This window comes from Sphingobium sp. TomTYG72, assembly GCF_055394715.1.
Map to the genome: position 1 here is coordinate 2222501 of NZ_AP027336.1, position 12809 is coordinate 2235309.

A 12809-nucleotide genomic window follows, 5' to 3' on the forward strand; every position below is an offset into this window, starting at 1 on the left:
ATTCGCACAAGCTGCGTCAGGCTTTTGGCATCATGCTGCTGCTGAACGGCGGACTGGCGCTGGCGCAGTTGCTGATCGCGCCCTGGGCGGCGGACTATTATGACCAACCCATGGTTGGCGATCTGCTGCGGGTACAGGCGCTGCTCTATCTATCGACGCCGTTCATATCGATTCCCGAAGCGCTGATGGGACGAGCACTCGATTTCAGGCGGCCGGCTCTGGTCAATCTGGTGGCGGCAATAGCGTCCGCCGCCGTGGCGCTGGCAGGCGCGCTGTCGGGATGGGGCGTGTGGACGTTGGTATTTGCACCGATGGCGGGATTCTGGGTGAAGGCGGTGGGCTACATATTTGCCACCGGCTTCCGGCCGATTCCGAGCTTCGATTTTCGAGGTACGGGTGCGATGGTGGCTTATGGCGCATCGCTACTGGGCGGCCAGCTCTTCTGGATCGTGCAGAGCCAGGCGGACATTTTCATCGGAGGCCGCGTGCTCAACGCGCACCAGCTTGGCCTCTATGCCGAAGCCCTGTTCCTGACGCAGATTTTCGTGTCGAAATTCATTCCGCCCCTCAATGACGTCGCCTTTCCTGCCTATGCGCGCATGCAGAAAGATCCGGGGCGAATCGCCTGGTCCTTTTGCAAGGCGGTACGGCTGCTGCTGCTCATTTCCTGCCCGGTTTATCTGGGGATGGCGGTCACTGCCGAGCCCCTGGTGGAAACGCTTTTCGGAACGAAGTGGCTGGAGATGGCGCCCTTCGTTTCGGTCTTGGCGCTCGCCATGCCGTTCATGACGTTGCAAGTCATGTTCGCGCCGGTCAGCAATGCGTTGGGGCGGCCCGGCACAACCGCGCGAATCGCTGCGGTGGGCGCGGTGCTGATGCCTGCGGCGTTCCTGATCGGTATTCAGTTCGGAGCAATTGGCCTGGCCTGGGCATGGCTGGGCGCCTTCCCCGTCCTGACGGTCGTGACGGCGCGCCTGGCTGGAGGAGCAATGGGGCTGAGGCTGACCGATCTGATTCGGGCGGCGGCTCCGGGGCTTGGCTGTTCTATCCTGATGGCAGGCGCGGTCATGGCCGTCGATTCGCAGCTCCCTCCAATGACGGCGATCGCGCGGCTCAGCCTGCTGGTCCCTGCGGGTGGCCTCGCCTTTCTGGCCGCGCTGATGCTGTGTGCACGCGGGACGCTGATGGAGCTGGTCAGCCTGGTGATTCGGCGAGCGCCACCCCTGCCCGCTGCCGAATGAATCAGGCCGACTGGATATAGTCGCGCAAAGCCGCCGCTTCCGATTCGATGCTGTCGATCCGGAACTTGACCAGGTCGCCTATGGAAACGAGTCCGATAAGGGCTCCATCAACGACGACAGGCAGGTGTCGCACCCGCTTCTTCGTCATCAGCGACAGACAGTGAATCACCGGCGTCTTGTCGTCCGTGGTGATGGCAGGCGCCGTCATCACCTCACTCACTTTGCGTTGCAGCACGGCCGCCCCGTCCCGCGCGATTTGATGGACGAGGTCGCGTTCCGAAAATATGCCCAGCACTTCCCCGTCACCAACAACAGGGACGCAGCCGATCCGCCGTTCGGACAATAATTGAACCACGGAAAGAACGCTGTCGTCGGGCCGGACCTGAGTGACTTCGCGTCCCTTTCCCTGCAGAATCGCGGTGATCGTCATGCCCCGTCTCCTTGCCGTTCAGACATTATGCCTCAGTCCCTTGATGATCCCACTTTCGCTCCCCAAAGAAAAGAGATGAGAAACAAACAGGGCCTCGATGATCCTCTGATTGCCGCGACCGCATGGGGACGGTTCCGCCGCATCATGTTATGGATGGCGGTTGGTGGCGCGCTGTGCGTCGGCGTTGCACTTGTCTGCTTGCGGATATGGGCTGGACCTATGCCCTTCCACATGATCCTTGCCACCATCATCGGGGTTTGGTTGACCTTCATGCTGGGGACCGGATTGATGGCGCTCGTGTTCCTGTCGAGCGGGACAGGACACGACGATCAGGTCATGGACCCGCTGATGGACGAGGTATCGATCGATGACTGAAAAAAGGGGCGAACTGGTTCTGCGGGTGGTTCCCGGCATCACCCAGATCAATACCAACGGCCATATCTTTGGTGGATGGATATTAAGCCAGATGGATATCGCGGGCGGCATCGTGGCGGGCCGACTGGCCGAAGGAGCGGTGGCGACGGTCGCGATCGATGGAATGAAATTCATATCGCCGATGCTGCTGGGCGATATCGTGACGGTCTATGCGCATGAGGAACGCCGCGGGCGGACCTCGATGGGCATTCGTGTCGATGTGGTGGCGACGCGCGGCGCGGATCAGCAGCAGATCGACCTTACCAGCGGCCTCTTCACCTTCGTCGCGCTGGACGACCAGCATCGGCCCCGCGTTTTGCCCACGCGCTGAATTGCCGCTGGTCGAATATGAAAAAGGGAGCGGCGCTAACGCCACTCCCTTTAATTCTATCCCGCCGCTTGTCCGAGGCAGAACGCTAGATCATTCCGCCGCTTCGGCAGCCGGGCGCGCGCGACGAGTGCGCTTGCGCGGCGCTTCCTCTGCGGCTGGCTCGCTGTCATTGTCGGCACGAGCAATCGATGGCGGCAGGACGGAGAGATCCAGTCCTTCGCTGCCCTCCGACTTCGCCGTATCGGCCTTGCGGGGACGGCCCCGGCGGGCGCGGGGCGCTTCGGGCGCTGCCGCAACTTCCGCTTCGGGCTGAGGCTCGGGCGAGCGTTCCGCCACAGGCGCGGGAGCTTCCGGCGCTTCCATTTCCTGTCGCTCGGCGGCTTCATAGGCAGGGCGGTCCCGGCGAGGCCGATCCCGACGATTCCGGTCGCGATTATCCTGCTGGTCGCGCGGCTGATCCCGGCGACGATCGCCTTCATAGCCACGTTCGAAATGCTGCTGCTGCGGCTCGCCACGATTATCATCGCCCGCATATTCCGGAGCGTCGAAATCATCGCCTTCATAATCGCCATTATCTTCCGGACGGCGGTAGCGCTGCTGCTGCTCCTCCTGCCGGGCGCGATTGTCGGCCAGCACGCGGAAATAATGATCCGCGAACTGCAGATAATATTCCGCATTCACCCGGTCGCCCGCCATCTGGGCGTCACGAGCCATATTCTTGTATTTTTCCAGAAGCTGGACCGCGTTGCCGCGTGCGCGGCTATCAATCCGGTTGCCGCTATCGCCACCGCCCCGGTTACCGCCGCTGGGACGTCCGTTATTGTTGTTCCGGCCGCGATTCCGGCGACCGGCCTGCCTGTTGTTGATCAAGACCTGGTCCTTGCGTTCACTTTGCCATCATTCACTGAAATCATCGGTCAGTCGCTATCCTAAAGCACGGCCTGCTTATCAGGCCGGGTAGGGCTCCGCCGGACAGGGACTGCGCGACAGCCCTTGCCCTTACGCTGCCAGAGGCGCCTGCGCAGCAGCGCCATCGTGACTTTGAAGGAGCGGGAAAACGGCCTTTTCTCAGCTAAGCCCCACAGGGCAGATCCTCAGGATAATGCCGTCCCTGCACCTCATGTAGTGTCTTTGGCGGGATAAACCAAGCGAATTTCACTTGCGCCCGAGCAATTCCGGCGCGTTCGGTTCGTAGGCTGATCAGCACGGGGATCGGCGGCGCTCAAAGCTGCGAAGGAGGAGTAGCGACAAGGCAACGATCATGCCCCGCCATGTCCTTGCGCACGGCCACGCCAAGTCCCTGTTCCTGAAGCAGGGCGGAGACGCTTTCTCTCTGGTCATAACCAATCTCGATCGCCGCCATGCCGCACTCGGCCAACAGCCGCGCGATCATGGGCGCGATACGCCGATAGTCGTCCAGGCCGTCGGCACCGGCGAAGAGGGCGCTTGCCGGTTCATGCAACACGTCGCCCGCAAGGTCGGCATCGCTTTCAATATAAGGCGGGTTAGCCAGGATGAGATCGAACCGTTCAGCTATCCCCTCAGCCCAGTCGCCCAGTTGAAAGGTTGCGCGCCCGGCAAGCCCAAGATGTTCGGCATTGGCCCGGGCAACGGCGAGCGCAGCGGCGGAGCTGTCCACACCGATGCCGGTCGCCTGCGGCCAATGATCCAAGGCCGCGAGCAGCAGCGCGCCCGATCCGGTGCCTAGGTCCAGAATTCGTGCCGGTGCGCGCCCCTGGAGATGGTCAATCGCGGCCTCGATCAGCGTTTCGGTGTCCGGACGCGGGATCAGGACATCGGGCGTCACCCGCAGGCTGATCGTCCAGAAATCGCGCACGCCGGTGATGTAGGCGATGGGTTCGCCTTCGACCCGTCGGTCAACCAGCGCGCTAAAGCCGGAAGGCACCGTGAGGTCTTGCTGGCGAAGCAGCAACTCATTGCGACTGATGCCCAGCGCGTGGGCGAGCAACAGTTCCGCGTCGAGACGCGCTGTATCACTGACATTTTGAAGCAAGGCAGCCGCATCGCGAAGCGCCTGGGCGATGCTCACCCGATGCCGTCCAGTTGAGCGAGGCGCGCGGCCTCATCCTCGGCGATCAACGCGTCGATGATTTCAGCGAGCCCCGGCCCTTCCAATATTTCAGGCAGCCGGTGCAAGGTCAGGTTGATGCGGTGATCCGTCACGCGGCCCTGCGGGAAATTATAGGTGCGAATGCGTTCGGACCTGTCGCCCGACCCGACCATCGCCTTGCGCGCGCCCGCCTGCTCGCTTTGCGTGCGTTCCCGCTCCGCTTCGTAAAGCCGGGCGCGCAGCACCTGCATGGCCTTGGCCTTGTTCTTGTGCTGCGATCGTTCGTCCTGCTGCGTCACCACGATGCCGCTCGGCAAGTGCGTGATGCGCACGGCGCTGTCGGTCGTGTTCACATGCTGTCCGCCTGCGCCCGATGCCCGGTAGATGTCGATCTTGAGGTCGCCGTCGGCGATCTGCACATCGACCTCCTCGGGCTCGGGCAACACCGCCACGGTCGCGGCAGAGGTATGGATACGCCCACCGCTTTCGGTGACAGGCACGCGCTGCACACGATGGACGCCGCTTTCGAACTTGAGCTTGGCAAAGACGCCGATGCCGGTGATGCTGGCGACGACTTCCTTGAAGCCGCCAACTTCGGCAGCATTGGCGGAGATCATCTCCATCTTCCAACCCTGTGCGTCGGCATAGCGCTGATACATGCGGAAAAGGTCACCGGCGAAGAGCGCGGCTTCATCCCCACCTGTCCCGGCACGGATTTCCAGCATGGCCGGACGCGCATCGGCCGCATCGCGCGGCAGCAATTGCAGGGCGAGCGCCCGTTCGGCGCCCGGCAGCTGGCTCTTGATCAGCTGCATTTCCTCCTGCGCCATCTCGCGCATCCCGGCGTCAGCATCGGCATTGTCGCCGCCCGCCATATATTCGAGTGCCTGAAGCTCCTGCCGAAGACGCCGCACCTCATGCGCGGCGCGGGCCACCGGCTCAATCTCGGCATATTCCTTCGACAGCCGCACGAACTCCTCGGGCGCGAGGTCCGCGCGCGTCATCGACGCCTGCACCTCGTCCCGGCGCGCCTCGATCTGCGCGATGCGTTCGGCGGAGATTTGCATTAGAGAGGACGATCAGCCCAAAGAGTCACTGGTTTGCGCTCTATCTGCAAATCGTAGCATGCTCCAAAGAGAGATCTAAGCGCTTCGTCCGATGGCATCTCTATTTGAGGATACTTCGCATAATAGCGTACTCGGAGACTAGGCCGACCTTCCATTCCCGGAGACAAGGAAAGCGCAAGATCGGGATTTTTGAACTTGGTTGCCTTTTCCCAACGCTTCTTTGGCGAACCGGTCGAAGTTATCTCGCAGGACAATCCTGATCGCCAAATCTTGCTAGCCACGTCAAAGCTACATGAGATCAAATCGTCTGATTCCACGATAACTGCTACGTTGATCTTGGCCTGCTCCGGCGCATCCACCAGCATCGCCAGCCGCTCTATCCCCGCGGCCCAGCCGACGGCCGGGGTCGAGGGACCACCGAGATTTTCGATCAGCCCATCATAGCGCCCACCGCCCAACACTGTGCCCTGCGCACCCAGCCGATCGGTGATGAATTCGAAAGCGGTGTGACGGTAATAATCAAGGCCGCGCACCAGACGCGCATCGCGTTCCCACGCCACACCTGCCGCATCAAGGCCCGCCGTCACCTTGCCGAAGAAGTCGCGCGCTTCATCGGTCAGATAGGCGTCGATATCCGGCGCGCTGTCCGCCACCGGGCGGTCGCGCGGGTCCTTGCTGTCGAGGATACGCAGCGGATTGCGATGCAGACGGTCGAGACTGTCCTCCGACAGCTGATCGCGATGCGCTTCGAAATGGGCGACCAGTGCGGCGCGCCACGCGTCACGGCTGGCCGCGTCCCCCAGCGTATTGAGGTTCAGCGTGACGCCTTCAGATACGCCAAGCTCGCGCAGCAACTGGTCGGCAAAGACCAGCAGTTCAATATCCGCCCCCGGCTCGCCCGCGCCGATGATCTCGGCGTCCAGCTGGTGGAACTGGCGGAAACGGCCCTTCTGGGGGCGCTCATAGCGGAAAAGCGGACCGTGGGTCGCGACCTTCAGCGGCGAATATTGTTGCCAGCCTTCAGTGATATAGGCGCGCGCGATCCCAGCGGTGAACTCGGGACGCAGGGTTATACTGTCGCCGCCACGATCATCGAACGTGTACATTTCCTTGGAAACGACGTCGGTGCTTTCGCCAAGCGACCGGGCGAACACCGCCGTTGCTTCGAAGACCGGCACTTCAACGCGATGAAAGCCATAGAGCCTGCGGACCCGGTCAAAGGTCGCGACCACATGCGCGAAACGTTCCTGGAACGCCTCCGCCGTACCCCCCAGCATGTCTTGCGTGCCGCGCACCGGGCGCGGGGTTTCAATTTTCGCCATGGGGATGCGCCTTTAACGGCAAAGAAGGCTCAAGGAAACGCGCTTTTTTTGTCAGATAATTTCGTCGCTGTTCTTCGCGGTGGACGCATAGATTTTGGTTCGTCATGCTGAGTTCATGAGGCAATTCCTGCCACGTCTTTCACGGAGACAGCCATGATCCGCAGCCTTGCTGCCGCCTTCCTGCTTTCCACAGCCATCATCAGCCCGCTCGCCGCTCAGGATGCCGTAAGGTCAAGGCCGACCGCCCTGCGGGTGAATGACGCCAGCCCCGCGCCGCGCGACATCCCCTACCCCGGCGGGACAATCCGGCTGGAGGTGGACGCGACCGACACGACTCAGCGAATCCTCCGGGTGAAGGAGCATATCCCCGTCGCGTCGAGCGGGCCAATGACGCTGCTGGTGCCCGAATGGCTGCCGGGCAACCATGCGCCGCGTGGCCAGATCGAGAAGATCAGCGGCCTCACCTTCACCGCCGATGGCAAGCCGATCGGCTGGAAGCGCGATCCGCTCAACGTCTACGGATTCGTCGTCGACGTTCCGCAGGGCACGCGGGAAATCACCGCTTCCTTCCAGTTCCTGTCGGCAACGCAGTCCAGTCAGGGGCGCGTCGTCGTCACGCCCAAGATGCTGAACATCCAGTGGGAGTCGGTCTCGCTCTATCCCGCAGGCTATTATACTCGGCAGATTCCGGTTCAGGCCACGGTGACCTATCCCGATGGCTGGCAGGCGGCCACCGCGCTGCGTGGGCAGAAGACCGGATCGACCGTCGCTTATGAGACGATCGACTATGAAGCTTTGCAGGATTCGCCGGTATTCGCCGGACGCTATTTCAGGCCGGTGGACCTGGGCCATAATGTCACGCTGAATATCATCGCCGACGATGCCGACGAGTTGGAGGCCAAGCCCGACCAGATCGCCAAGCACAAGAAGCTGGTGGATGAAGCTGGCGCGCTCTTCGGCACTTATCATTTCGATCATTATGACTTCCTGTTCGCCATCACCGACGAGATGGGTGGCATCGGCCTCGAACATCATCGCTCGTCCGAGAATCAGGTCGAGCCGGGCTATTTCAAGAAGTGGGGCGATGGCGAGGCGCTGTTGGACCGCAACCTGCTGCCGCATGAGTTCACCCATAGCTGGGACGGCAAGTTCCGCCGCCCGGACCTGCTCTGGACGCCCGACTTCAACGTGCCGATGCAAGACAATCTGCTGTGGGTCTATGAAGGGCAGACGCAATTTTGGGGCTATGTGCTGGGCGCGCGGTCGGGCCTGTTTTCCAAACAGGAGACGCTGGACGCCTACGCCCACATCGCCGCCAAGCTGGACACGACGCGCGGCCGCGAGTGGCGGCCGATGGAGGATACCACCCACGACCCGATCATTTCCGCCCGCCGTCCCAAGGGGTGGACGAGCTGGCAGCGGTCGGAGGACTATTATAATGAAGGGCTGATGATCTGGCTGGAAGCAGATGCGATCATCCGCAGGCAGACGCGCGGGGCGAAGGGCCTCGACGATTTCGCCAAGGCATTCTTTGGCATCAATCCCGGTGATTGGGGCCAGGTCATCTATAATCGCGACGATGTCATCAAGACGTTGAACGGCGTAGCGTCCTATGACTGGGCGGGATTCTTCGCGCGATATGTCGATAGCACGACGCGCGAGACGCCCAAGGGTGGCTTTGCCATGGGTGGCTACAGGCTGGTCTATGGCGACACGCCCAACGCCTTCACCAAGGCGGCCGAGGGCAAGAATATCGACCAGAGCTTCGGCGTTGGCCTGATCGTGAAGGGCGACGGGGAAATCTCCAACGTCGTCTGGGACAGCGCCGGGTTCAAGGCGGGGCTGGCGGTCGGCACGAAGATCGTCGCGATAAACGGAGACGAATATTCAGGCGAGGTGTTCAAAGCTGCTTTGAAGGCCGCCAAGCCGATGCAGATCATCGTCAAGCAGGACAGATATTACCGCACTTTGACGCTCGCTTATTCCGGCGGCCTGCGCTATCCGCGCCTCGAAAAATCAGGAGAGGGTGAAGGCAGCCTCGATCGGCTGCTCAAACCAAAGACATAATCACCCGCAACGCCAATTTGCATCAAAAGGCTTAGTCCCATGAATATCGAACTGATCCCGGTCGGCGACGATCCGCCCAACAGCCTGAACGTCATCATCGAAGTGCCGATTGGCGGCGAGCCTGTGAAATATGAATTCGACAAGGCATCGGGCGCGCTGTTCGTCGATCGCATCCTGCACACGCCGATGCGCTATCCGGCCAATTACGGCTTCGTGCCGCACACCCTGTCGCCCGACGGCGATCCGCTCGACGCGCTGGTCATCGCCCGCTCGCCCTTCGTGCCGGGATCGGTCGTGCGCGCTCGTCCGATCGCCGTACTCAACCTGGAAGATGAAGCGGGTGGCGACGAAAAGCTGGTCTGCGTTCCCGACAACAAGACCTTCCCCTATTATAGCGACGTCGATGAAAAGGACGATCTGCCCGGCATCGTGATGGAGCAGATCGAACATTTCTTCACCCACTATAAGGATCTGGAAAAACAGAAGTGGGTGCGCATCGGCACCTGGGGTGGCGCGGAAGACGCCCGCCGCATCACGCTGGAAGCGATCGAGCGCTATCAGGCTGACAAGAAGGCCGCGTAAGCGAACTGATCAAGAAAAGGGCCGCGCGGGAGATGTCCTGCGCGGCCTTTTTTTGCTCATCCCTCAACAGCAAAGCCGTCATGCCAGCGAACGCTGGCATCTCAGGAGCGCGCGCGCGAGCAGGCCCGAGATCCGCTGAGTTCACGGAACAAGTGCAACACCTGCTAGGGGTGTTGTTGCGATGGGACAGAGATATGGCCAGCTCAGCCTTGAGGAGCGGATCGAGATTTACCGCCTGCATGCAGGCGGTAAATCGCAAAGAGCCATAGCGGCGCATCTCGGGCGGGCACCGGCTACGATCAGCCGCGAACTGCGGCGCAACAGCGTGCGAACCAAGGTCTGGCCCGGTGGCTATGAGCCTGTCCGCGCCCAGCAGCTTGCCGAACGCAGGCGCCGATGGGATTGCCGCTTCAAGCTGGAACGCCAACCGGACCTGCGCGGCCTTGTGAGGGACGGCCTTGCGATGGGATGGTCCCCCGAGCAGATCGCAGGCCGATTGACGCGCGAACATGGTCGCACCCTCATCAGCCCTGAGTCAATCTACCGCTTCATCTACCACCGTTCGGCACAGAAGGATTATTGGCACCGCCTGCTGCCGCGCGCCCGGCACAGGCGCGGCCACCCTGTCCCTACCGGCGGGAGCATGCTCGACATCATCAAGCATCGCCGCCCGTTGACCGAGCGCCCTCCTGACGCCGATGATCGGCAAAGCCCAGGCCATTGGGAAGCCGATTTCATGCTCTTTGCCCGCTATGGCCAGGCCATCCTCGTCGCCCATGAACGCGCCTCCCGGTTCACGATCATCCACCGGCCACAGGATCGAAAGGCCCGCAGAACCGCAGACCATCTGGCGGACATGCTGGCCGACCTGCCCCAAGCCCTCCGACGCTCCATCGCCTTTGACAATGGACCCGAGTTCGCCCGGCATCACCAGCTCGCAAGCCAGATCGGCATCCAGACCTTCTTCTGCGATGTTCGATCACCCTGGCAGAAAGGCGGCGTCGAAAATGCCATCGGACGCCTGCGTCGCAGCCTGCCGCGCAAAACCAACCTCGATGCCATCACCCCCGATGACATCCTCGCTGCCATACAGCGATACAATCATACGCCAAGAAAATGCCTCGACTTCCTTACTCCCGCAGAGGCATTCTCACGCTTCAATCCAAATGTTGCACTTCAAACGTGAATCTACATCCCAGCTTCCGCTGGGATGACGTTTCGAGCAGAGGGAGTCTGCCCCCCCCCCCCCCCCCTTAAATCAGCCGATCCGCCTCCAGCGCCGCCGCCAGCGAGTCACGCCCGCGTGGCAGACGGGCGTGGAGCCGCGCATCCGCTTCGGCCAGCCGCTCTACCCCCAGGGTCAGCTGTTCCTCAGGCAATGTGAAGGGCAGGCGCAAGAAGCGCTCGAACGCGCCGCTCACGCCAAAACGCGGACCCGGCGCAACCCGCACGCCATGGCTTTCGGCAATCGCGGCCAGGGCAGTCGCTTCGGCGCGCGGTAGCTCGGCCCAGAGCGACAGACCTCCCGCAGGCGATTCGACACGCCAGTGTGGCAGATGCCTGTCGATCTCGCTGATCAGATGGTCCCGGCGGGCGCGCAGCAAGTCTGCCCGCAGTCCCAACCCCTCATCCCTGTCGATCAACTGTGCGACGGCAAGCTGCTCCACCACCGGACTGGCCATATCCATTGTCGTGCGCAGGCGGCCGAGCGCCGCGATCGTCTGCGAATCGGCGCGAATCCAGCCGACGCGCAGTCCGCCCCAGAAGATCTTGCTCGCCGATCCCATGGTGATGACCTGACGCCCCGACGGATCATGAATCGCCACCGGTGGCGGGGCGGGAAAGTCGAGCCCCATCGCCACCATGGTTTCATCGATAATCAATGGCGTGTGCGTACGCGTGGCCGCTGCGACCAAGGCGCGCCGGGTCGCCGGGTCCATGCTGCGCCCAGTCGGGTTGTGAAAATCCGCGATGACATAGGCAAAGCGCGGGCTTGTCTGGCGGAATGCTGCCTCCATGGCGTCAATGTCCCACCCTTGCGCGGGAAGGCCAACGGGCACGGGCACGACATGCGCGCGCTGCAACGCCTGAATGACATTATGATAGGTCGGATGATCGATCACGGCCCGGTCGCCCGGCCCCGTCAGCCATTGCAGCAACAAAGCAAAGCCCTGCTGTGCGCCGTTGGTGACGATGATCTGGTCAGGGCTGGTGGGGCAGCCGCGCCGTTCGAACTGCGCGGCGATCGCGCGGCGCAGCGGCGGCAGGCCGAGCGGATCATAGCCAAGTTCGCCCAGAAAGGCCGGCAGGGCTTCGACCGCCGCCTGGCAGGCGCGCCCTACCCCGGGCGCGGCGGGCAGTGCGGCATGAGTCCAGTTGAGGATGTTCCCGCCAGTGGGCAGCTCCAATTCAGGCGGTTCGGGATGTATCCGGCCGGGCGGCAGGCGCGTGACGCTGCCGGAACCCTGACGGCTTTCCAGATAGCCCTCATCGCGCAACCGGTCGAACGCAGCCGCGATCGTTGTCCGGCTGAGACTCAGCGCGGCGGCCAGTTCCCGTTCGCCCGGCAAGCGCACGTTCAGCCCTACCCGTCCATCCAGCACCAGCATCCGGAGCGCGTCGGCCAGTTGGCGATAGGCAGGTTCGGCACTCTCCGCGACCCGCCAAGCGCCCAGCAGTCGAAGCAGCGAGGGCGGACGAAGAGCAGAATTGGACATGGACGCGACTCTTTCCCATGAGAAACAGAGGTCCACTTAAAAACTACAGGCCACTTTGTAAAAGGCCAATGCAGCTTCAGTGCGTCAACCGGCCACCAACCGGATCGACGCGCTCGACACCCAGCCGCTAAGGCACGGCCCGGCATAGGCTTGCTTCCGATCGACCGGCTCGGACAGACCGCAGTCGACCGACGGCTGCGGCACGACGACCACCCCAAGCCACTTTTGGTCCAGACTGCGGGTGCACACGAAGGCTCTCGCTCCTTCCGCCAGACGTCCGATTTCCTGCGCCTCGGCAAAAGGCGCCGCACGGATAGCCAGCCCTTGGGCGCCGACGCGAACCGCCTGCCCCATCGCGCCACAGGCGTCCAGTCGCGGGCCGTCCTCGCCAATGATGACAGGGCGTGTAATCTTCGCTTCCAGCCGGGTTTCAGGCATATCGTCGCGCGGCGCTCCGGCGATGGAACTGTTGGGCAACTGCTCCAGCACGTCGCTGCTGTCGGAACAGGCGCCAAGCATCAGAAACAGGGGGATGATAGCGCGCATGCGTCCCTGATAGACCGGCCC

The 12809-nt window shown here is 62.5% G+C and carries 13 protein-coding genes (1 of these 13 cut by a window edge); 6 read left to right on the forward strand and 7 right to left on the reverse strand.

The genetic code is table 11. From position 1 onward, the window contains the following. Window positions 1-1241 carry the 3' portion of a lipopolysaccharide biosynthesis protein gene (locus ACZ5U1_RS11075; RefSeq protein WP_464778446.1) on the forward strand. The gene continues 247 nt to the left of window position 1, outside the view, so 1241 of the gene's 1488 nt are visible here — the last part of the coding sequence; the start codon falls outside the window, past its left edge; it ends in the stop codon at window positions 1239-1241. Window position 1242: 1 nt separating this feature from the next. Here ACZ5U1_RS11075 and ACZ5U1_RS11080 read toward each other — a convergent pair whose 3' ends face one another. Then, complete coding sequence (locus ACZ5U1_RS11080) at window positions 1243-1671, reverse strand: CBS domain-containing protein (RefSeq protein WP_464778447.1); 429 nt, start codon at window positions 1669-1671, stop codon at window positions 1243-1245. A gap of 75 nt (window positions 1672-1746) precedes the next feature. On the opposite strand from ACZ5U1_RS11080, the gene ACZ5U1_RS11085 reads away from it, so the two are divergent. Beyond that, window positions 1747-2046: a hypothetical protein gene (locus tag ACZ5U1_RS11085; RefSeq protein ID WP_464778448.1), complete on the forward strand. Its 300-nt coding sequence runs from the start codon at window positions 1747-1749 to the stop codon at window positions 2044-2046. Beyond that, window positions 2039-2416: an acyl-CoA thioesterase gene (locus tag ACZ5U1_RS11090; RefSeq protein ID WP_449474480.1), complete on the forward strand. Its 378-nt coding sequence runs from the start codon at window positions 2039-2041 to the stop codon at window positions 2414-2416. The genes ACZ5U1_RS11085 and ACZ5U1_RS11090 overlap by 8 nt, the downstream gene beginning before the upstream one ends. A gap of 90 nt (window positions 2417-2506) precedes the next feature. On the opposite strand, the gene ACZ5U1_RS11095 is transcribed toward ACZ5U1_RS11090, so the two are convergent. From ACZ5U1_RS11095 to hisS, 4 genes are all read right to left on the reverse strand, one after another. After that, window positions 2507-3286 carry a DUF4167 domain-containing protein gene (locus ACZ5U1_RS11095; protein ID WP_464778449.1) on the reverse strand — a complete coding sequence of 260 codons (780 nt, stop codon included), beginning with the start codon at window positions 3284-3286 and terminating at the stop codon, window positions 2507-2509. 352 nt (window positions 3287-3638) lie between these two features. Next, window positions 3639-4466, reverse strand: a complete 828-nt coding sequence (prmC, locus tag ACZ5U1_RS11100) for a peptide chain release factor N(5)-glutamine methyltransferase (RefSeq protein ID WP_464778450.1) — start codon at window positions 4464-4466, stop codon at window positions 3639-3641. Further along, complete coding sequence (prfA, locus tag ACZ5U1_RS11105; protein ID WP_464778451.1) at window positions 4463-5554, reverse strand: peptide chain release factor 1; 1092 nt, start codon at window positions 5552-5554, stop codon at window positions 4463-4465. The genes prmC and prfA overlap by 4 nt, the downstream gene beginning before the upstream one ends. Next, window positions 5554-6876 (reverse strand): histidine--tRNA ligase, encoded by a 1323-nt coding sequence (gene hisS, locus ACZ5U1_RS11110; RefSeq protein ID WP_464778452.1) that lies wholly within the window; start codon window positions 6874-6876, stop codon window positions 5554-5556. The genes prfA and hisS overlap by 1 nt, the downstream gene beginning before the upstream one ends. Window positions 6877-7029: 153 nt before the next feature. Here hisS and ACZ5U1_RS11115 point away from each other — a divergent pair, with 153 nt between their 5' ends. The 3 genes from ACZ5U1_RS11115 (at window position 7030) to ACZ5U1_RS11125 (ending at window position 10711) form a co-directional block, all read left to right on the forward strand. Then, window positions 7030-8943, forward strand: coding sequence for a M61 family metallopeptidase (locus ACZ5U1_RS11115; protein WP_464778453.1), 1914 nt, complete (start codon window positions 7030-7032; stop codon window positions 8941-8943). Between the two features lie 39 nt (window positions 8944-8982). Next, window positions 8983-9525 (forward strand): inorganic diphosphatase, encoded by a 543-nt coding sequence (gene ppa, locus ACZ5U1_RS11120; protein ID WP_449474486.1) that lies wholly within the window; start codon window positions 8983-8985, stop codon window positions 9523-9525. Between the two features lie 181 nt (window positions 9526-9706). Beyond that, window positions 9707-10711: an IS30 family transposase gene (locus tag ACZ5U1_RS11125; RefSeq protein ID WP_464778454.1), complete on the forward strand. Its 1005-nt coding sequence runs from the start codon at window positions 9707-9709 to the stop codon at window positions 10709-10711. A 67-nt stretch (window positions 10712-10778) separates the two neighbouring features. Here ACZ5U1_RS11125 and yczR read toward each other — a convergent pair whose 3' ends face one another. Both yczR and ACZ5U1_RS11135 read right to left on the reverse strand, forming a co-directional pair. Next, the gene (yczR, locus tag ACZ5U1_RS11130) at window positions 10779-12242 is read right to left on the reverse strand and encodes a MocR-like transcription factor YczR (protein WP_464778455.1); all 1464 of its coding nucleotides are present in this window, start codon (window positions 12240-12242) and stop codon (window positions 10779-10781) included. Between the two features lie 84 nt (window positions 12243-12326). Further along, entirely contained in the window at window positions 12327-12788 is a 462-nt protein-coding gene (locus tag ACZ5U1_RS11135; protein ID WP_464778456.1) for a hypothetical protein, read from the reverse strand. Window positions 12789-12809: the final 21 nt, after the last annotated feature.

What these genes read in the sequence shown, in the direction of transcription:
- yczR (WP_464778455.1), bottom strand. Translation starts at nt 12,242, where the DNA reads ATGTCCAATTCTGCTCTTCGTCCGCCCTCGCTGCTTCGACTGCTGGGC.
- ACZ5U1_RS11135 (WP_464778456.1), bottom strand. Translation starts at nt 12,788, where the DNA reads ATGCGCGCTATCATCCCCCTGTTTCTGATGCTTGGCGCCTGTTCCGAC.
- ACZ5U1_RS11090 (WP_449474480.1), top strand. Translation starts at nt 2,039, where the DNA reads ATGACTGAAAAAAGGGGCGAACTGGTTCTGCGGGTGGTTCCCGGCATC.
- hisS (WP_464778452.1), bottom strand. Translation starts at nt 6,876, where the DNA reads ATGGCGAAAATTGAAACCCCGCGCCCGGTGCGCGGCACGCAAGACATG.
- ACZ5U1_RS11080 (WP_464778447.1), bottom strand. Translation starts at nt 1,671, where the DNA reads ATGACGATCACCGCGATTCTGCAGGGAAAGGGACGCGAAGTCACTCAG.
- prfA (WP_464778451.1), bottom strand. Translation starts at nt 5,554, where the DNA reads ATGCAAATCTCCGCCGAACGCATCGCGCAGATCGAGGCGCGCCGGGAC.
- ACZ5U1_RS11115 (WP_464778453.1), top strand. Translation starts at nt 7,030, where the DNA reads ATGATCCGCAGCCTTGCTGCCGCCTTCCTGCTTTCCACAGCCATCATC.
- ACZ5U1_RS11085 (WP_464778448.1), top strand. Translation starts at nt 1,747, where the DNA reads ATGAGAAACAAACAGGGCCTCGATGATCCTCTGATTGCCGCGACCGCA.
- ppa (WP_449474486.1), top strand. Translation starts at nt 8,983, where the DNA reads ATGAATATCGAACTGATCCCGGTCGGCGACGATCCGCCCAACAGCCTG.
- ACZ5U1_RS11125 (WP_464778454.1), top strand. Translation starts at nt 9,707, where the DNA reads ATGGGACAGAGATATGGCCAGCTCAGCCTTGAGGAGCGGATCGAGATT.